Source organism: Delftia sp. UME58 (assembly GCF_014170385.1).
Lineage (GTDB): Bacteria > Pseudomonadota > Gammaproteobacteria > Burkholderiales > Burkholderiaceae_C > Comamonas > Comamonas acidovorans.
In genome coordinates, this window is record NZ_LZZV01000028.1 from 19801 (window position 1) to 40147 (window position 20347).

General features: G+C 66.4%; 13 protein-coding genes. 6 read left to right on the forward strand and 7 right to left on the reverse strand.

Annotated features, from left to right (window positions below; translation table 11 throughout):
- Positions 1–47 precede the first annotated feature (47 nt).
- Together A9976_RS10260 and A9976_RS10265 are read left to right on the forward strand one after the other, a co-directional pair.
- Positions 48–1172, forward strand: coding sequence for an acyltransferase (locus tag A9976_RS10260; protein ID WP_183018915.1), 1125 nt, complete (start codon positions 48–50; stop codon positions 1170–1172).
- A gap of 158 nt (positions 1173–1330) precedes the next feature.
- Complete coding sequence (locus tag A9976_RS10265) at positions 1331–2191, forward strand: hypothetical protein (protein WP_183018916.1); 861 nt, start codon at positions 1331–1333, stop codon at positions 2189–2191.
- Between the two features lie 22 nt (positions 2192–2213).
- On the opposite strand, the gene A9976_RS10270 is transcribed toward A9976_RS10265, so the two are convergent.
- Positions 2214–3179, reverse strand: a complete 966-nt coding sequence (locus A9976_RS10270) for a LysR family transcriptional regulator (protein WP_183018917.1) — start codon at positions 3177–3179, stop codon at positions 2214–2216.
- 128 nt (positions 3180–3307) lie between these two features.
- On the opposite strand from A9976_RS10270, the gene A9976_RS10275 reads away from it, so the two are divergent.
- Positions 3308–4486, forward strand: coding sequence for an MFS transporter (locus tag A9976_RS10275; RefSeq protein WP_183018918.1), 1179 nt, complete (start codon positions 3308–3310; stop codon positions 4484–4486).
- A 3-nt stretch (positions 4487–4489) separates the two neighbouring features.
- Here the strand turns inward: A9976_RS10275 and uvrA are convergent, their stop codons facing one another.
- The 3 genes from uvrA to A9976_RS10290 form a co-directional block, all read right to left on the reverse strand.
- Positions 4490–10453, reverse strand: a complete 5964-nt coding sequence (gene uvrA / locus A9976_RS10280; RefSeq protein ID WP_183018919.1) for an excinuclease ABC subunit UvrA — start codon at positions 10451–10453, stop codon at positions 4490–4492.
- 432 nt (positions 10454–10885) lie between these two features.
- Positions 10886–11869: a porin gene (locus tag A9976_RS10285; RefSeq protein WP_183018920.1), complete on the reverse strand. Its 984-nt coding sequence runs from the start codon at positions 11867–11869 to the stop codon at positions 10886–10888.
- Positions 11870–12289: 420 nt separating this feature from the next.
- Positions 12290–13972 (reverse strand): MFS transporter, encoded by a 1683-nt coding sequence (locus A9976_RS10290; RefSeq protein WP_183018921.1) that lies wholly within the window; start codon positions 13970–13972, stop codon positions 12290–12292.
- 303 nt (positions 13973–14275) lie between these two features.
- Here A9976_RS10290 and A9976_RS10295 point away from each other — a divergent pair, with 303 nt between their 5' ends.
- From A9976_RS10295 to A9976_RS10305, 3 genes are all read left to right on the forward strand, one after another.
- Positions 14276–14584 carry a DUF485 domain-containing protein gene (locus tag A9976_RS10295; RefSeq protein WP_012207753.1) on the forward strand — a complete coding sequence of 103 codons (309 nt, stop codon included), beginning with the start codon at positions 14276–14278 and terminating at the stop codon, positions 14582–14584.
- Positions 14581–16314 carry a cation acetate symporter gene (locus A9976_RS10300; RefSeq protein WP_183018922.1) on the forward strand — a complete coding sequence of 578 codons (1734 nt, stop codon included), beginning with the start codon at positions 14581–14583 and terminating at the stop codon, positions 16312–16314. Before A9976_RS10295 ends, A9976_RS10300 begins: the two co-directional genes overlap by 4 nt.
- Positions 16315–16531: 217 nt before the next feature.
- Positions 16532–17167, forward strand: a complete 636-nt coding sequence (locus tag A9976_RS10305; RefSeq protein WP_183018923.1) for a YbhB/YbcL family Raf kinase inhibitor-like protein — start codon at positions 16532–16534, stop codon at positions 17165–17167.
- A gap of 22 nt (positions 17168–17189) precedes the next feature.
- Here A9976_RS10305 and A9976_RS10310 read toward each other — a convergent pair whose 3' ends face one another.
- Genes A9976_RS10310 through A9976_RS10320 form a run of 3 tightly spaced genes read right to left on the reverse strand, consistent with a single transcriptional unit; the run spans position 17190 to position 20338 of the window.
- A complete protein-coding gene (locus A9976_RS10310) occupies positions 17190–17852 on the reverse strand; it encodes a 3'-5' exonuclease (protein ID WP_183018924.1) in 663 nt (220 codons plus the stop codon).
- Positions 17849–19702: a putative nucleotidyltransferase substrate binding domain-containing protein gene (locus A9976_RS10315; RefSeq protein WP_183018925.1), complete on the reverse strand. Its 1854-nt coding sequence runs from the start codon at positions 19700–19702 to the stop codon at positions 17849–17851. The genes A9976_RS10310 and A9976_RS10315 overlap by 4 nt, the downstream gene beginning before the upstream one ends.
- Positions 19703–20338 carry a DsbA family protein gene (locus tag A9976_RS10320; protein ID WP_183018926.1) on the reverse strand — a complete coding sequence of 212 codons (636 nt, stop codon included), beginning with the start codon at positions 20336–20338 and terminating at the stop codon, positions 19703–19705.
- Positions 20339–20347: the final 9 nt, after the last annotated feature.

Below are 20347 nucleotides of genomic sequence, written 5' to 3' on the forward strand. Positions count from 1 at the left end.
AACCGCATGTCAGTCAGGCATGCACTTTCAGGTATCACCTTGGCTGCATGATCTATAAAAACATACAAATACTGCGCTTCATTGCCGCCTTTCTCGTGGTTCTGCACCACACGCTTCCGCCCAATGTGCATCCGGCCCACTACGCCAACATCCCGGCGTGGATCACCGAGATTTCCGTCTATGGTTTCGCTGGTGTCGATATCTTCTTCGTCATCAGCGGCTTCATCATGGCCGAGACCACGCGCCCTATGCGGCCCGGAGCTGGCACTGCATCCAGCTTTGTCTTCCGGCGCTTTTTGAGAATCTACAGCGGCTACTGGCCCGCCTTCCTGCTGGTGCTTTTTCTCAGCGTCTGGCTTGGCATCTTCAACGGGCCCGAAATCAGCCGCTGGAATTCATTTCTGCTGCTGCCCCAGGAGTTCTATCTGCTCAATGTCTCCTGGACGCTGACCTATGAGCTTTATTTCTATCTACTGATTGGTGCCATGCTCTGCTTCACACGAAAGCAGGCCGTTCCGGTATTTCTTGCGTTGCTGGCAACATTTGTGATGATCGTAGCCGTGCAATTCAATCTGGGGGTTTATCGATCGGCAACGCCCAGGGAAAACAATTTCCTCTTGAATGTTTTTCTGACATCTCCACTGATCATTGAATTCATTGCCGGCTTTCTGCTGAGCGAGTGGATTCAAAGAAAGCCTCGGCAGTCGATTGCAGCATGGTCCATATTCACCGCCATTGCACTGTGCGCGAGCATCTGGGCACAGAAATACGGCGGTTTCCTGGGTGTCGGCATGGCTGCATTTCTCTACTATCCGGAACGGGTGATGCTGTTTGGCAGCGCGTCCGTGGGGCTGGTGGCGCTGGCCGCATTGCTGCCGTCGTCCGGCAGCCCGTTGAGCCGCTTCTTCTGCAGGCTGGGCGATGCCTCCTATGCGCTGTACCTGCTGCACATTCCCTTGATGGTGATTCTCTACGGCCTGCTTTTCCCCAAGATTCCGGGCCTGCTGTGGATAGGGGGCGGAAAGCTATCGCTGCTGGTGTATCTGGTGTCAGTCGTGGTCTGCTCCTTGCTCTACTTCAAGTTCATCGAGAATCCGCTGCATAAAATCTCGAGAAAAGCGTCTGACAGGTTGCTGCGCAGCGCTGAATCCTCCAAGAAATGCACCGTTTGAGATGCTTCGCCATCTGGATCTATCGAGCGATCACTTCAGAAGTGCATCCATGCCCTGCGACCTTCCAAGAGATCTCCCGAAACTGGCGGATTTCGTTGAAAATCCACCCCCTGCGAAATCATTCAAAGATCTCACCATTCACTCATAAAGAGAGACTCATGTTCAAGAAATTACTGGCTACGGCCACCTTGCTGGGCTGCGGCCTGGCGCACGCGTTCATGCCCAGCAATGGCACCTGGGTCGTGACTTCGGAGCTTGATGGCAAACCCGGGCGCGGGCTGGCCATCGACGCACAGAACGGCACGCTGGTCATGCAAATGTATGCTTATGAGAGCAATGGCCAGCCCAGCTTCTACATGACCTCAGGTGCACTGAGCAACAACCGCTTTTCTGCGCCGCTGATGCGCTACAAGGGCGGTCGCCACCTGGGCAGCGGCCCGCTTTCGGGATCCGAGGACCGCAATATGGGCCAGGTCAGCATGCGCTTCACCAGCGGCGTTTCGGGATTCATCACGCTTCCCGGCGAGCAGGAGGTGGAGATTTCGCGTTTCAACTTCGGTTATCCCGCGGTGGCGTCCAGCTTGCGGGGCATCTGGGCGTTGACTTCCTTCGGTAGCGAAGGCGTTTTCTCCGAAGTCGTGAATATGCAGCTGCAGACACCCGCCACGGCGAACGGAAATGGCCTGATGGAAACGGCAGACCGGCTGTTTGGCTGCGAACACCAGATCCGGGGCAATCTGGAAGGCGGCGTGCTGTGCGTGAAGATCACCAGATCTGGCCAGTTGCTGCGCTCCTACTACTTCGTCTACAGCGTGAACGAGGGTGAAGGCAGTTCCCGCACCAACGGAACCCGCCCCGAACAGGTATTGGTGGCCAAGCGCCTGATTGACCCGAAGGGCGTGGGCACAGGCATCGTCTACGCGGCCGATGCACCTGTGGACCCTGTTCCTACCGTGCTGCACGACATCATCGAGAACCTGTCCTTCAACGCCGCCCCGCCGACCGCCGAGCAGGAGTGACGCCCCCGCTGCCGGCTACACCTCAGGGCAGCGCCGGCAGCTGCTCCGCATGCCGCAGGTCCACATGCGCCTGCAGGAAGTCGAGCACGGCACGCGTGCGCGGGGGCAGGCGGTCGGGCTTGCCCAGGTAGACGGCGTGTATGGGCTCCAGGTCGCCCGTGTTGAATTCCTCCAGCACGGGCACCAGCCGGCCGGCGAGCACGTCGGCCCAGGCGTGGTAGAGCGACAGGCGGGCCAGGCCCGTGCCGTGCAGCGCCAGCTCGCGCATCACATCGCCGTCGTTGACGCGCACCACCTCCCCGATATCGACGGCCACGCGCTGGCCGTCCACCAGAAACGGCCAGTGCGGTATGGCGCGCTGGTAGCTCCAGCCCAGGCGCACATGGAGGCCCAGTTCGTCTGGATGCAGGGGCCTGCCCATGCGGGCCAGGTACTCCGGTGAGGCCAGGATGACCTGCCGCGTGCGGCCCAGCAGCCGCGCGACCATGTCCGAGGGAGGAAGCTGCCCCCAGCGCACGGCGATGTCCGTGCCGGCCTCGACCAGGTCCACGATCTGGTCCGTGAAGCTCAGTTCCAGGCTCAGCCCGGGATGGCGCTGCAGCAATTGCGGCACCAGGGGCACGAGCAGCATTTTTCCGGTCGATGAGCTGGTGTTGATGCGCACCAGGCCGCGTGGTTCGCTGCGCACGGCCACGCAGGCCTCCAGTTCCTCCAGGTCGGCCAGCACGCGCTTGCCGCGCTCGAACAGCTGACAGCCTTCGGGCGTGAGATGCAGGCGCCGCGTGCTGCGCTGCAGCAGCTGCACGCCCAGGCGCGCCTCCAGCCGCGACATGCTCTTGCTGACGGCCGAGGGCGAGATGCCCAGGTGGCGCGCAGCGGCCGAGAGGCTGCCGCGCTCGGCCACCAGGATCAGCATTTCCAGCTCGGCAAAGCGGTTGGCATCGGCGTTGCCTGTATCGGTGGCCGTGGGTGGGGCAAGTGCGGGCATGGCGTCTCCTGAAAGAGGTCATCTATTCCACACAGGAACAGATCCGTTTCCATTATTCCATCTACACAAAAATATGTTGCAGTGCGACATTACTGGACATCACACCAAGGATCACAAGGAATCCGTCCATGCCTCTTTCCCTACTCGCCCTGGCGGCCGGTGCCTTTGGCATCGGCACCACGGAATTCATCATCATGGGCCTGCTGACCCAGGTCAGCCAGGATCTTCACATCAGCATTCCCACGGCGGGCTCGCTGATTTCGGGCTACGCCATCGGCGTGGCCGTGGGCGCGCCCGTGCTCACGCTGCTGACGCGCCAATGGCCGCGCAAGCGCCTGCTGCTGGCGCTGATGCTGATCTTCATCGCCGGCAACCTGGCCGCCGCATTTGCGCCCAGCTATGAATGGCTGATGTCGGCACGCGTGCTGACCTCGCTGACCCACGGCACCTTCTTCGGCGTGGGCGCCGTGGTGGCCACGGGACTGGTGCCCGCGGACAAGAAGGCCTCGGCGATTGCGCTGATGTTCTCGGGCCTGACCCTGGCGACCCTGCTGGGCGTGCCTGCCGGTGCCTGGATCGGCCAGATGTTCGGCTGGCGCAGCGCCTTCCTGGCCGTCGCCGCGATCGGCGTGCTGGCCTTGGCCATCCTTGCCGCCTTCGTGCCGCGCGACCAGGGCCGCCCCGAGGTCACGCCGCTGGCGCAGGAGCTGGCCGTGCTGGGCAACGGCCAGGTCTGGCTGGGACTGGGCATCACGGCCTTCGGCTTTGCGGGCGTGTTCGCGCTCTACACCTATGTGGAGCCGCTGCTGACCCAGGTGACCCACATGGGCGACAGCCTGGTTGCACTGACCCTGCTGCTGTTCGGCGCGGGCCTGGCCGCCGGCAATCTGCTGGGCGGCAAGCTGGCCGACCGGGGCGTGATGCGCGCCCTGGTGTGGAGCATCGCGGCGCTGATGGTGGTGCTGGCGGCAGGCCGCTGGGCCTTCGGGAACCAGGCCGTGGCCATGGCCTATGTGATCGTGCTGGGCGTCGTGGCCTTCGCCACGGTGGCTCCCATGCAGATGCGCGTGCTGGACCAGGCCGGCCCCCAGGGCGCCAACCTGGTCTCCAGCCTGAACATTGCGGCCTTCAACCTGGGCAATGCCCTGGGTGCCTGGGTCGGCGGCCTGGCCCTGGCCGGTGGCCTGGGCCTGGTCAACCTGGGCTGGGCCGCCGCCGCGCTGACGGCCGTGGGCCTGGTGCTGGTCTTCTGGAGCAGCCGCCTGTCCGCAGGCTCCGCACGCAGCGCAGGCGTGGCCTGCGCCTGAGGCTCAACGGGCCAGCACAGGGGCCAGGGCCTTGCCCGTGTGCGTGCCCGCGGCCACCAGATCCTCGGGCGTGCCGGCCGCGATGATGCGGCCGCCGTCCTTGCCGCCTTCGGGGCCGAGGTCGATGATCCAGTCGGCCTCGGCGATCACGTCCAGGTCATGCTCGATGACGACCACGCTGTGGCCCGCATCCACCAGGCGGTGCAGCACGCGGATGAGCTTGTCCACATCGGCCATGTGCAGGCCCACCGTGGGTTCGTCCAGCACATAGAGCGTGTGCGGCGCCTTGTTGCCGCGCCGGGTCACGTCGTCGCGCACCTTGGTCAGCTCGGTGACGAGCTTGATGCGCTGGGCCTCGCCGCCCGACAGCGTGGGCGAGGGCTGGCCCAGCGTGAGATAGCCCAGTCCCACGTCCTTGAGCAGCTGCAGCGGGTGGGCGATGCCGGGCATGCTGGCGAAGAACTCGACGGCCTCGTCCACCTCCATCTGCAGCACGTCGCCAATGCTCTTGCCGCGCCAGGAGACGGCCAGGGTCTCGGGATTGAAGCGCGCGCCGTGGCAGACCTCGCAGGGCACCTTCACGTCGGGCAGGAAGCTCATCTCGATGGTGCGCATGCCCTGGCCCTCGCAGGCCGGGCAGCGGCCTTCGCCGGTGTTGAACGAGAAGCGGCCGGCCGCATAGCCGCGGGCCTTGGCCTCCAGCGTTTCGGCGTAGAGCTTGCGGATGGTGTCCCAGAAGCCGATGTAGGTGGCCGGGCAGCTGCGCGGGGTCTTGCCGATGGGTGTCTGGTCGACCTCGAGCACGCGGTCAATGCCCTCGAAGCCCTGCAGGCCCTTGCAGCCGGACAGCGGCGGCGCCTTGCCGGCGTCCATGGCATCGCGCCCGGCCTTGGTGGCGCGCTGGCCCACCCAGGCGGCCACATTGGCCAGCATCACGTCGCGCGCCAGCGTGGACTTGCCCGAACCGCTGACGCCGGTGACGGCCACCAGGCGCTTGAGCGGCACGCGCGCATCCACGTTCTGCAGGTTGTGCAAGTGGGCGCCGCGCACGGTCAGCCAGCCCAGTGCGTCGGACGCGGGCTCGGCCACCGCTTCGGCAGCGGCAGGCGCGGCCTTCTTTTTGGATTTGGATACCTTGACAGGCGCGGGCTCCGGCACGGGTTCGGCCACTGCTGCAAGCTCGGCGGCGGCCTGCGGCGGCTGGCCTTCGCCCACCCAGCGGCGCGGCTGGAACGGGTGGCGCATGGCGTGCAGCAGGTAGCGGCCCGTGATGGAGTCCTCGGCCGCCATGATGTCGGCCGCCGTGCCCTGGGCCACCAGGCGGCCGCCGCGAATGCCGGCGCTGGGGCCGATGTCGATGATGTGGTCGGCGCGGCGGATGGTGTCTTCGTCATGCTCGACCACGACCAGGGTGTTGCCCTTGTCGCCCAGCTTGTGCAGGGCGTTGAGCAGTATCTGGTTGTCGCGCGCATGCAGGCCGATGGTGGGTTCGTCCAGCACATAGCACACGCCCTGCAGGTTGCTGCCCAGTTGCGCGGCCAGGCGGATGCGCTGGGCCTCGCCGCCCGACAGCGTGGGCGCACCACGGTCCAGCGTCAGATAGCCCAGGCCCACTTCCTCCAGGAATTCGAGCCGGCTCTGGATCTCGGGGATGAGGTCGCGCGCGATGTCGGACTCGCGTCCGGACAGAGCCAGCGCCTGCACCCATTGGCGCACGTCGTTGACCGACAGCTGGGCGATCTCGGCAATGCCCACGCCATGGAAGCGCACGGCGCGCGCCGTGGCATTCAGGCGTGTGCCCTGGCAGGTGGGGCAGGTGACTTCGGCCAGGTCCTCGATTTCCTGGCCTTCGAACTTGACCTCGCGGCCCCGGTTGTCCTCGGCCATCTGCGTGTCGTCGTAGACCTTGCGCTGGTCCTTGGTGAGCTTGACGCCCGTGCCCACGCAGTCGGGGCACCAGCCGTGCTTGCTGTTGTAGGAGAACAGGCGCGGGTCCAGCTCGGCATAGCTGGTGGCGCAGACCGGGCAGGCGCGCTGGGTGGAGAACACCTGCAGGCTGCCGATGCCGGCCGTGCTCCGGCCGCCGGCCATGGCATCGGCCAGGTTGTCCAGGCCCGACAGCACATGCAGCACGCCCTTGCCTGTTTCCAGCGCCTGCGCCAGGTGCGCGCGCAGTTCGCGCTCATTGGCCGCCGTGACGGTGACGCTGGCCACGGGCAGTTCGATGGTGTGCTCCTTGAAGCGGTCGATGCGCGGGAATCCCGTGGTGGGCAGGAATTCGCCGTCCACGCGCAGATGCGTGTAGCCGCGCGGCCGTGCCCAGTCGGCCAGCTCGGTGTAGACGCCCTTGCGGTTGACCACCAGCGGCGCCAGCAGGCCGATGGTCTGGCCCCGGAACTGCGTGAGCAATTGGGCCGCGATGCTTTCTGCCGTCTGCGGCTGCACGGCGGCGCCGTCGTGGATGCAGTGCTGCGTGCCCAGCTTGACGTAGAGCAGGCGCAGGAAGTGCCAGACCTCGGTGGTCGTGCCCACGGTGGACTTGCGCCCGCCGCGCGACAGGCGCTGCTCGATGGCCACAGTGGGCGGAATGCCGTAGACCGCATCCACCTCGGGCCGTCCCGCAGGCTGGACGATGGAGCGCGCATAGGCGTTGAGCGACTCCAGGTAGCGGCGCTGGCCTTCGTTGAACAGGATGTCGAAGGCCAGCGTGGACTTGCCCGAACCCGAGACGCCCGTCACCACGTTGAACTTGCCGCGCGGGATCTCCACCGACAGCTGCTTGAGGTTGTGCTCCTTGGCGTTGACGATCTCGATGGCATTCCTGGCAGCCGCCCCCGACATGGCATGCGCCTTGCGCTGGCTCTTGTAGAGCATGGGGGCGACCTCGCGCACGGCCTCGCCGCCCACGCCCATGGCCAGGTCGTACTCGCGCAGCGCCTGGGCCGTGTGCGAGCCAGGAATCTGGCGCACTTCCTCGGGCGTGCCCTGGGCCACGATGGCGCCACCGCCGTCGCCGCCTTCGGGGCCGAGGTCGATCAGCCAGTCGCTGGCACGGATCACGTCGAGGTTGTGCTCGATGACGATCAGCGAGTGCCCGGCCTCCAGCAGCTTGCGCAGCGCGCGCATGAGCTTGGCGATGTCATCGAAGTGCAGGCCCGTGGTGGGCTCGTCGAACAGGAACAATGTGCCTTTCTTGGCCAGCGCCTGCTTCGACTTGGCCTGGGCCTTGGCCGCTTCGGCCAGGAAGCCCGCGAGCTTGAGGCGCTGGGCCTCGCCGCCCGACAGCGTGGGCACGGGCTGGCCCAGCTTCACGTATTCAAGGCCCACGTCGACGATGGGCTGCAGGGCGCGGATGACCTCGCGGTCCTGGGCGAACAGCAGGGCCGCCTCGGCCACGGTGAGTTCCAGCACATCGGCCACGTTGAGCTTGCGCGGCTGCAGCTCGCCGGCCGCGTGGCGCTCGATCGTGACTTCCAGGATCTCGGGGCGGTAGCGCGTGCCGTTGCAGTCGGGGCAGCGCAGGTAGACGTCGGAGAGGAACTGCATCTCCACATGCTCGAAGCCCGAGCCGCCGCAGGTGGGGCAGCGGCCGTCGCCGCTGTTGAAGCTGAACTTGGCGGCCGTGTAGCCGCGCTGGCGCGACAGCGGCGCAATGGCGAACAGCTCGCGGATGGAGTCCCAGGCGCCCACGTAGCTGGCCGGGTTGGAGCGCGCCGTCTTGCCGATGGGCGACTGGTCCACGAACATCACGTCGCTCAGGTGGTCGGCGCCCAGCAGGCGCTCGAAGGCGCCGGCCGCATCCGTGGGCTTGCCGAAGTGGCGCATCAGCGCGGGCACCAGCACGTCCTGGATCAGGGTGGACTTGCCCGAGCCGCTGACGCCGGTAATGGTGACCAGGCGCTGCAGCGGAAAGTCCACGTCGATGCTGCGCAGGTTGTGCTCGCGTGCGCCTTCGAGGATGAGGCGCGGCGTGGACTCGGTCACCATGCGCTTGAGGCCGAAGCCCACCTGCTTGCGCCCGCCCAGGTAGGCGCCGGTCAGCGTGTCGGCATGGCGCAGGTCCTCGGGCGTGCCGTCGAACACGATCTGGCCGCCGCGCGCGCCGGGGCCGGGGCCCATGTCGATCATGCGGTCGGCCGCGAACATCACGGCCGGGTCGTGCTCGACCACGACCAGGGTGTTGCCCGCATCGCGCAGGCGCTGCATGGCCTCGGTGATGCGTTCCATGTCGCGCGGGTGCAGGCCGATGCTGGGCTCGTCGAGCACGAACAGGGTGTTCACCAGCGAGGTGCCCAGGGCCGTGGTCAGGTTGATGCGCTGCACCTCGCCGCCCGACAGCGTGCGGCTCTGGCGGTCCAGCGTGAGGTAGCCGATGCCCACGTCGCACAGGTACTGCACGCGCGCCATGATTTCGGCGTGCAGCATCTTGAGCGCCTGGGCCTCGCCGTCATGCAATGGGGCGTCGGCAGCCGGCGCCAGCTGCTGAAAGAAGTCGCGCAGCCGCACCAGGGGCAGCTGCATCAGGTCGTGCAGGCACAGGCCCGGCAGCGCGTCCAGCTGCTCGCGGCTCCAGGCCACGCCCTTCGGCATGAAGCGGCGGTAGCGGCCTTCGTCGCCGGGCGGCAGCACGGCATCGGCGGCCTGCTTGCCGCCCAGGCGCCACAGCAGGCTTTCGGTCTTCAGGCGCGCGCCGCCGCAGGTGGGGCATTCGGTATAGCTGCGGTACTTGGACAGCAGCACCCGGATGTGCATCTTGTAGGCCTTGCTCTCCAGGTATTCGAAGAAGCGCTTGATGCCGTACCAGGTCTGGGTCCACTTGCCATTCCAGTTGGGCGAGCCGTCCAGCACCCAGCTTTTCTGTGCGTCGGTGAGCTTGGCCCAGGCCGTGTCGCGCGGGATGCCTTCGGCCTCGGCGTGGCGCATCAGGTCGTCCTGGATCTCCTTCCAGGCCGGCGTCTGCACGGGCTTGATGGCGCCCGTTCGCAGGGTGAGCTTGTCGTTGGGGATGACCAGCCCCCAGTCCACGCCGATCACGCGGCCAAAGCCCCGGCAGGCCTCGCAGGCGCCCACGGCGGAGTTGAAGGAGAACAGCGAGGGAATCGACTCCTGGTAGCTCAGGCCGCTTTCGGGACAGTGTAGTCCCAGCGAGAACTTCCACAACTGGGGCTCGGCGGGCTGGTCACCTGCGGCTTCCACGGCGGACCCAGGCAGCACATAAACCGTCATGTGGCCGCTGCCGCGCTTGAGCGCGACCTCGATGGCCTCGTAGACACGGGCCCGCTCCACATTGCCCAGGCGGAAGCGGTCGGCCACCACATCCAGCAGCTTGACCTTGAGCGGCGCCGCCGCCTTGGCCTTCTTGCCCTTGGCGTCTGCGGCAGGCTCCACGGTGCCGGCCTTCTCGGCCTCGCGCTCGGCCTGGACCTTGGTGAAGCCGCTGGCCGACAGCCATTGCTCCACTTCGGCAGCCGTGGTGTTGGCGGGCAGTTCCACGGGAAAGGTGATGGCGATGCGCGGATCGCCGGCCTGCCGGCAACGCTCGGCCAGTTCCTCCAGCACGCTGTCGGCCGTGTCGTGGCGCACGGGCACGGCGGTGTCGCGGTCGAACAGCTGGGCCGCACGCGCGAACAGCAGCTTCAGGTGGTCGTTGAGCTCGGTCATCGTGCCCACGGTGGAGCGCGAGTTGCGGACGGGATTGGTCTGGTCGATGGCGATGGCCGGCGGCACCCCCTCCACACGGTCCACGGCCGGCTTGTCCATGCGGTCCAGGAACTGGCGCGCATAGGCCGAGAAGGTCTCGACATAGCGGCGCTGGCCTTCGGCATACAGGGTATCGAACACCAGGCTGGACTTGCCCGAGCCGCTGGGCCCCGTGACCACGGTCAGCTCGCCGGTACGGATGTCGAGATCCAGGTTCTGGAGATTGTGCTGGCGTGCGCCGCGAATTCGAATCAGACCGTGCGTCATGGATGTTGTGTGGTCAGTGGGAGCCAAACATTCTAGGCAGTCCATGCGTCAGGCATCAGACGTTTCCCAATACCTGTATTTTCATACAGGTTAAACAGAAAGACGCACCCTCAACGCATCCGCGCGACCATAAAAAAACCCCGGAACCAGTCCGGGGCTCGTGCCTCTTGCCGAGGACTTACTTGGCCATCTGCACGGAGGCAGGCATGGCCTGCCCGTCCGGCACGCCCTTCACCTGGGTGACGGCCAGCAGCGAGACGACGACAAAGGCCAGGCAACCGGCCGCGATGATCCTCATGGTTTTTCCTTGATCAGGCTGTGAAAAGACGGGCCCAGACAAAAAGGCCCCGCACCTTTCGGTACGAGGCCTGATGGCAGGCAGATACTGATTGGAACAGACCTGCTTTGCTCGCGGCTTACGCCGCGCGGCGATCAGAATGCGTGACGCACGCCGACGGCGAAGGACGAGAAGTCCGCGCCCTTCACGCCGGTCATGTAGTTGGCGCCGGCCTTGTTGTCCACCTTGGTGTAGTAGCCGTAGACCTTGGTGCGCTTGCTCAGGTTGTAGTTGTAGCCCAGGGTCCACTGGTTGGCGCCGGAGTCGGCAATGTTGCTCCACTTGTTGGCGTGGCCCAGGTTCACGTGGAACTCGGAAGCGCCCAGGGTGTACATGCCCGACAGACGGAAGTTGTTGCGCGTGCCGCGGATCTGCTCGTCGTTGCGCTGGTAGTAGCCACCGACCACGAACTGGCCGAAGGTGTAGGCAGCGCGGAAGGCGGCCTGCTTGTCTTCGTCCACCTGGCTGTAGCCGGCGCCCAGGGCCAGGGGGCCCACGTCGTAGTTGACGGCCAGGTCATAGCCGTTCTTGCGGGCGGGCGTGGCCTTCTCGTGCATGGAGACCGAGCCTTCGACCGTCAGGCCACCGATGTTGGGGGTGGTGTAGGAGATCTTGTTGGCAGTGCCCAGGCCGCTGGCGAACCAGACGGGGTCGAAGTACAGCGCGTCGGACGAGGTACCCGTGTCATGGTTGTGCATGCTCACGTAGTCGGCCGTGGCGAAGTACGAACCGGGGAAGAAGTTGCCCATGCGGATCTTGCCGAAGCTGCCCGACAGGTTCACTTCGCTCTGGCGGCCGAAGGTCAGCGCGCCCGTGGAGGAGGAACCCATGCCGGTGTCGGAAGCGAAGCCGCTTTCCAGCACGAAGCCGGCCTTCAGGCCGCCGCCCAGGTCTTCGACGCCGCGCATGCCCCAACGCGAGGAGTTGTTCTCCATCTTGTTGACGCTTTCGTCACCGATCTTCTGGCGCTCGATCGTGGTGTTGATACGGCCATAGATCGTGACGCTGCTTTGCGCCATCACGGTGGTGGAACCCAGCACGGCCAGCACGGCCAGGGCAACGCGGTTCATCTTGATCATCTCGGCATCTCCTTGGGATTGTTGAGTGGGTATTCTTGAAATCTCAGGGCCGACTCCGGCTCTAGATCAGTGCCATTTGCGGCTGCTGCGAATTCTAGGTGCGGGCATGTCAAAAAATGTACGGCCGCCTCTGAAAATGCGCGATCTGATGCTTTGCTGCCACAGCCATGACATGGAAAACCAGTAGAAGCGCCATAAGAAAAAGCCCACGGCAAACCGCCATGGGCTTTCATCAATGCAGAGCAAAAAACTCCGGCCGATAACACGCACATCGCATGAACCCGGCGCGGCCCAAAGCCAGGGACACCAAGCAAGGGCCTACGCCGGCCGCGCCGCCCCGCCGCGAGGGTGGCGCCCCCCTCCCTTGCGAAGCAAGCAGAGAGGGGGAAGCGGCGTAAGCCGCTCAGGGGGTGCCTTCACTCAATCATTCGCGTAGATATCCACATCCTTGGTCTCGCGCAGGAACAGCGTTCCGATGATGGCCGTGACGCCTGCAATGACGATGGGATACCAGAGGCCGCTGTACATGTTGCCGGTCTGGGCCACGATGGCGAACGACATGGTGGGCAGCAGGCCGCCGAACCAGCCATTGCCGATGTGATACGGCAGGCTCATGGAGGTATAGCGGATGCGCGTGGGGAACAGCTCCACCAGCATGGCGGCGATGGGGCCGTAGACCATGGTCACGAGGATGACCAGGTAGGTCAGGATGAGGACCATCATCACCTTGTTCATCTTCGCGGGGTCGGCCTTGGTGGGATAGCCGTCCTCGGCCAGCACCTTGGCCACGGTCTTCTTGAACTCGGCGTCCTTGGCCTTGGCTTCCTCGGGGCTCAGGCCCTTGATGGAGAACGAGGGGATCTCGGTGCTGCCGATGCGGATGAAGGCCGTCTTGCCGGGCGCTGCGTCCTCGGAGTCATAGCTGACCGAGCCTGCGGCCAGCAGCTGCTTGGCCACGTCGCAGGAGCTGGTGAACTTGGAGGTACCCGTGGGATTGAACTGGAACGAGCATTCCTTGGGGTCGGCGACAATGACCACCTTGTTCTTGGCCTGGGCCGCGGCCAGGTCGGGGTTGGCCGCTTCGGTCAGCGCCTTGAACACGGGGAAGTAGGTCACCACGGCCAGCACGCAGCCCAGCATGATGATGGGCTTGCGGCCTATCTTGTCCGACAGCGAACCGAAGATCACGAAGAACGGCGTGCCGATGATCAGCGCCGCCGCGATCATGAGGTTGGCCGTCACCGCATCGACCTTGAGCTGCTGCGTCAGGAAGAACAGCGCATAGAACTGCCCCGTGTACCAGACCACGGCCTGGCCGGCGGTCAGGCCGATCAGCGCCAGGATCACGATCTTGAGGTTGCGCCATTGGCCGAAGGACTCGGTCAGCGGGGACTTGGAGACCTTGCCCTCGGCCTTCATCTTCTGGAAGGCCGGCGATTCGGACAGCGTCATGCGGATCCACACCGAGATGCCCAGCAGCACGATGGACAGCAGGAAGGGGATGCGCCAGCCCCAGTCCGCAAAGGCCTGCTCGCCGATGGAGGTGCGCACGCCCAGGATCACCAGCAGCGACAGGAACAGGCCCAGCGTTGCCGTGGTCTGTATCCACGAGGTGTAGGCGCCGCGCTTGCCGTGCGGCGCATGCTCGGCCACATAGGTGGCCGCACCGCCGTACTCGCCGCCCAGGGCCAGGCCCTGCAGCATGCGCAGGCCGATGAGGATCACCGGCGCCGCCACGCCGATGCTGGCGTAGGTGGGCAGGATGCCGACGATGAAGGTCGACAGGCCCATGATCAGGATGGTCACGAGGAAGGTGTACTTGCGCCCGATCATGTCGCCCAGCCGCCCGAACACCAGTGCGCCGAAGGGCCGCACGATGAAGCCGGCCGCGAAGGCCAGCAGCGCGAAGATGAAGGCCGATCCCGCATCGAGCCCGCTGAAGAACTGCTTGGCGATGATGGCCGCCAGCGATCCGTAGAGATAGAAGTCGTACCACTCGAATACCGTGCCTAGCGACGAGGCAAAGATCACCTTGCGTTCTTCCGGAGTCATGGGCCGCGGGGTCGCCTTGACCCCCGCGCCTTGCGATGCGTTGATAGCCATGTCTGTCTCCTTGATTTATTGAATATTTAGCGGGCTTGCCATAGGCCCGCCGATTCACTATCCGCCTGCCTGCTGACGCGAATCTGACTCGCCTCTTACAGAAATTGACGGCGAACTGAACGTTTTCTTACTAACTCAGCAGCAACCCTGAGGCCGTCTTTTTCCATGTGAAAAGCACCGTAAAAACCCTGGCAAACCATGCTGCACTGCGTAAGCACTCGGTCAGAAGCGCTTTCCAGAATGCGCCGCAAGGCTGCAGATCCATGGAGCTGCCGCCGCGATTCCAACTTCAGGAGACAAACCATGACCGATCCGGTGGTAGACAAAATACAGCGCCATCCCAAATACCAGGAGCTGCGGTCCAGACGCAATCGCCTGGGCCTTTTTCTGACGCTGCTGATGCTGGTCGTTTATTACGGCTATATCGCGCTGATTGCCTTCGACAAATCCTTTCTGGCCCAGCCCATTGGCGCGGGCGTGACCTCGCTGGGCATTCCGATTGCCATGGGCGTGATCGTCTTCTCGGTGATCGTCACCGGCCTCTACGTGCGCCGCGCCAATGGCGAATACGACAAGCTCACCCAGGACATCCTGAAGGACGCCACGAAATGAAGAATTCCGCACAACGCATGCTGCTGGCGCCCGCCGTGGCGCTGGCCCTGACGGGGCCCGTGCTGGCCGCCGGCGGCGATGTCGGCGTGGCCGCCAAGCAGGCCACCAACTGGACCGCCATCATTCTCTTCACGGCCTTCGTCGTGGCCACGCTGTGGATCACCAAGTGGGCTGCAGGCCGCACCAAGTCGGCCGCCGATTTCTACACGGCCGGCGGCGGCATCACGGGCTTTCAGAACGGCCTGGCGATTGCGGGCGATTACATGTCGGCCGCCTCCTTCCTGGGCATCTCGGCATCGGTCATGGCCAGCGGCTATGACGGCCTGATCTACTCCATCGGCTTCCTGGTGGGCTGGCCCATCCTGACCTTCCTGCTGGCCGAGCGCCTGCGCAACCTGGGCAAGTTCACCTTTGCCGACGTGGCCGGCTACCGCTTCGCCCAGGCGCCGTTCCGCGCCTTCGCGGCCAGCGGCACGCTGGTGGTGGTGGCCTTCTACCTGATCGCGCAGATGGTGGGCGCGGGCCAGTTGATCAAGCTGCTGTTCGGCCTGGACTACTGGATCGCCGTGGTGCTGGTGGGCGGCCTGATGATGATCTACGTGCTGTTCGGCGGCATGACGGCCACGACCTGGGTGCAGATCATCAAGGCCTGCATGCTGCTGGCCGGCGTGACCTTCATGGGCTTCATGGTGCTGGCCAAGTACGGCTTCAGCCCCGAGGCGCTGTTCGCCGAAGGCGTGCGCGTGCGCTCCGAGATCGCCGCCAACAACGGCGCCGATCCCTCGGCCGCCGCCAAGGCAGGCCTGGCCATCATGGGCCCGGGCGGCTTCATCAAGGACCCGATCTCGGCCATCAGCTTCGGCATGGCGCTGATGTTCGGCACGCTGGGCCTGCCCCACATCCTGATGCGCTTCTTCACCGTGCCAGACGCAAAGGAAGCGCGCAAGAGCGTGTTCTGGGCCACGACCTGGATCGGCTACTTCTACGTGCTGATCTTCATCATCGGCTTCGGCGCCATCACCCTGGTGCTGACCAACCCCGAGATGGCCGATACGGTCAAGGGCGTGATCCACGGCGGCGCGGGCACGGCCAACATGGCGGCCGTGCTGGTGGCCAAGAGCGTGGGCGGCGACGTGTTCTACGGCTTCATCTCGGCCGTGGCCTTCGCCACCATCCTGGCCGTGGTCGCGGGGCTGACGCTGTCGGGCGCCTCGGCCGTGTCGCATGACCTCTACGCCACGGTGTTCAAGAAGGGCAAGGCCGACAGCGCCGCCGAACTGCGCGTCTCGCGCATCACCACGCTGACGCTGGGCGCCATCGCCGTGCTGCTGGGCATCGTGTTCGAGAAGCAGAACATCGCCTTCATGGTGTCGCTGGCCTTCGCGGTCGCGGCCTCGGCCAACTTCCCCCCGCTGTTGCTGTCGGTGCTGTGGAAGGACTGCACCACCAAGGGTGCGGTGATCGGCGGCTTCATGGGCCTGATCTCCTCCGTGGGCCTGACCGTGGTCTCGCCCCCGGTGTGGGAGGCCACGCTGGGCAACCCCGCAGGCTCGGCCTGGTTCCCCTACGCCTCGCCCGCGCTGTTCTCCATGACCATCGGCTTCGTGGGCGTGTGGCTGTTCTCGGTGCTAGACAAGAGCGCCCAGGCCGCCAAGGAACGCGCCATCTTCCCCGCGCAGCAGGTGCGCTCGGAAACAGGCCTCGGCGCCTCGGGTGCTTCGGGCCACTGAGCCACCGAGCCCCTCGGGCACCCACCATGCAAAGCCGGGCCCAGCGCCCGGCTTTTTCGTTGGCGGGGCAGCAGCCTCCCTCAGGTGGATCGGCTGGAGAAGGCGCCTGATCGGATATGCGATGGCCGGCGCCGTCCAGGCCTCTAGACTTGCGGGGTCTGCGCAGCTTCGCCTGTGCAGCACCGCTTCCCTCTTCAACGCACAGGACAGATCCGACATGCAACTCATCAGCCAAAGCTTCCAGGACGGCCAGGCGATTCCCGGCGAATTCGCGTTCGCGGTGCCCGATGCGGCCTCGCACGTGGCGCTGTCGTCCAACCGCAACCCGCACCTGGCCTGGAGCGGCGCGCCCGCAGGCACGCAGTCCTTCGCCGTGGTCTGCCATGATCCCGACGTGCCCAGCCGCGGCGACGATGTGAACCAGGAAGGCCGCGAAGTGCCGGCCAGCCTGCCGCGCGTGGACTTCTACCACTGGCTGCTGCTGGACATTCCGGCCACCACCACCGAGATCGCGGCAGGTGCCCAGTCCGAGGGCGTCACGCCACGCGGCAAGAGCGGCCCGGCCGCCCCCGGCGGCCTGCGCCACGGCATCAACGACTACACGGGCTGGTTCGCGGGCGACGAGCAGATGAAGGGCGACTACTACGGCTACGACGGCCCCTGCCCCCCGTGGAACGACAGCATCGTCCACCACTACGTCTTCACCGTCTATGCGCTGGCCACGCCCACGCTGGCGGTCTCCGGCGAACTGACCGGCGCCAATGTGCGCGCGGCGCTGGACGCAGCCCAGGTGCTGGGCAAGGCCAGCATCACCGGCCTGTACAGCCTGAACCCTTCAGTCTCCGTCGCTTGAGCGCATGCCCTCGCGGGTGCCTTCAGGCACCCTGATTTCCACCCCCCAGCCTGCGCAGCTTGATGAAGGCCAGCGCCGCCATCACGGCGTCGTTGAGCGCGTCGTGGGCCTCGCGCTGCGGCAGGCCCAGGTCGGCCATCAGCGTGGCAAAGCGCAGGTCGATCTCGGGCGCCTGCTGCTGCCAGGGCAGCAGTTGCCGGAAGCGGTGGTCGTAGTAGAGGGCCGAGACCTCGATGCGCTCGTTGGGCAGGCCCGTGCCCAGCCAGGGGCGCAGCACGCGCTCGATCATGGCCACGTCGAATTCCAGGTAGTAGCCGACCAGCGGGCGGCTGCCGATGAAGCGCAGCAGCTGCGCCAGCGCGTCCTCGATGGCCAGGCCCCGGGCCAGGTCCCGCTCGCGCAGGCGGTGGATGCGCACGCTGTCGCCGGGCACGCTGCGCGAGGGGCGCACCAGCAGTTCCAGGCGCTCGCTGGACAGGATGCGCTCGCCCACGATGCGCACGGCGCCGATGGAGATGATCTGGTCGCAGCGCACATCCAGGCCCGTGGTCTCGCAGTCCAGCGCCACCCATTCGCCGGGCGGCGGCGCGTCGAAGAGAAAGGCATAGGCGGGGTCCGCCAGCCTGCGCCGCTGCCGGTTGCGCCGCAGGCCCGCCACCCAGCGCTGCAAGGGCGCCGCGCTCATACCGCGTCCAGCCGCAGGCGCTGGCGCAGCAGTTCGCGGAAGCGCCGCACCACGGCCAGCGTGTCCTTGAGCAGGTCGCGCTCCAGGCTGCTCAGGCGGGCCGGGTCCACATGGCCGGTGACGGGGCGGCCCAGGTCGATCTCGGCCAGTCCCGCCTGCAGGCGCAGGCCCATGAGGAAATGCAGGCCCTGGAGCAGCTCCTGGCCCTGGGCGCCGTCGAGCACGCCCTTTTCCACCAGGGCCGCGATGCGCTCGGCCGTGCCGGTGGCGGCGATGCGCTGGGACAGCGCCAGGCTGCGCACGCCATGCACGATGGGGAAGATGCCGGCCTTCTTGAGGTGCACGGGCGCACCCTCGCCGCCGCGGCCCAGCAGCCGCTCCCACCAGCTGCCCGGCTCGTGCGCGAAGGCATCGACGGCCGAGGCGAAGCGCGCCACCTGGGCATCGCTGTCCAGGGCCAGCGCCATCAGGTCGCGCCGCACCGTGGCCAGCAGCGCGGCATCGCCGGCCACGGCATGGGCGTCCAGGAAGATCGCCAGGTGCATGAGGCCCTCGGGGCCGGGCAGGATCAGCCATTCGCGCACCTGCCTGCCGAAGCTGGCCACCGTGCCGCGCCACTGCGGGTTGCTGAGCATGATGCCGCCCGGGCATTCGGGGTAGCCGAAGCGCTGCAGCTGCGCGGAAAAGCGCGCGCAGATGGCATCGAGATCATCGGGCGGCACATAGCCGTCGCGCAGCAGCAGGCCGTTGTCCTGGTCGGTCTTGAGCAATTGCTCGCCGCGCCCCTCGCTGCCCATGACGAAGAGGCAGCTGTGGGCCACCAGGTCCGGAGGCGCCAGCATCTGCCAGGCACGCTCGAACAGGCGTGCATTGAGCTGCTGCACCAGCCGCGCCATCAGGGCCACCCGCGTGCCGCCCCGGTGCAGGGCGGCCACCAGGCGCGTGATCTGGGCGGCGGCCTGCTCCAGCGCCTGCAGGTCGGCGGCCTGCTCGATCTGCACGGTGATCAGGTGGGAGTGGTTGGCCAGGAAGCTGAACAGGTCCAGCGCCTCCAGGATGCCCAGCACCTGGCCCTGTGCATCCAGCACGGCCAGCCGGTGCACGCGCGCGCGCAGCAGCACGACCAGGGCATCGCCCAGCTGGTCGTCGGCGCGCACGGTGAACACGGGCTGGCTGGCGAACTCGCCCACGGCCAGCCGGTCCAGCGCGCGGCCGTCAAGGATGGCGCGCTGCAGCGTGGTGCCCGTGAAGATGCCCAGGCCGCCCTGCGGCAGTCCCGAGACCAGCACGCTGGTCGTGCGCTCGGCATGGAACAGGCGCACCACGGAGACGATGTCGGTGGCCGCATCCACCACATGGGCGGCACGCAGATAGGCCTGGTCCACACGCGCCAGCGTCAGCGACTGCAATTCGTGCCGGTCGGCGCGCTGGGCCAATGTGCCCAGCTTGTGGCCCAGGTCGGAGAACAGCAGTGCGCCAAAGGCCGTGTTGCGCGCGATCAGCTCGCCCACGGTTTCGCGCGCAAGCTGGTAGGCGATGAGTTCCTCGGCCACGGTGAAGCGGCTGCCCGTGCGGCCGGCCACCAGGGCGCGGCCGTCGAAGCTGTCATCGGGGCCGTAGCTGGCCAGCACCTCGTCGCCCTCGGTCTGCACCACATGGCCCTTGATGATGACGAACAGGTGGGTGGGCGCCGAGCCCGCGTCCAGCACCACGGCGCCCTCGGGGAAGTAGGCGATGTCCACGCCATCGCGCACCAGCGCCTGTTCGTCGGGCGTGAGGCAGTCGAAGGGCGAGGCGGCGAAGTTGAAGGCGTTGGGCATGGGGCGGGGCCGTTGTTCCAGCCCCGCCATTCAAACCTTCAGGCCTTGCTCCACGCTTGCAGCCGCGTCCCAGCCGCTGTCGAACCAGCTGTCGCCTTCCAGGTAGGCGCGCAGCATGGGCAGGCTGTCCAGGCCCCAGAAGAGGCGGCCGTCGACTTCCCAGGCCGGCACGCCGAACAGGCCTTGCGCGGCCGCGGCCTCGGTGTTCTCGCGCAGCAGGCGCCTGGCGTTGTCCGCCGCATCCGTGCGCAGCTGCGGCGCCAGCGTGGCGCGCAGTGCATCGAGCCGCGCAGGGTCCAGCGCGTCGGCGCCGCCCAGCCAGACATGGCGCAGCACGGCGTCCGCCACAAAGCGGTTGATGGTGCCGTCGTCGCTGCACTCCAGCGCCAGGCGCAGCAGCGGCAGCGGGTTGAACGGGTGGCGGGCCGGCATGTCCAGCCCCACGCCCGTGGCATGGCCCAGCCAGCTCACATGGCGGTAGGTCCATTCGCGCTTGCCCGCGATGCCGGCCGGTCCCGGGTTGGCGTGGCGCTGCAGCAGCGCGCCCAGCAGCACGGGGCGGTACTGCATGTGGTGGCTGATGCCCTGCAGCGCCTGCGGCAGTTGCGCGAACGCCAGCCAGGCATAGGGCGAGATGAAGTCGAGATGGAAGGTGATCTGCTTCATGGCGGGTGC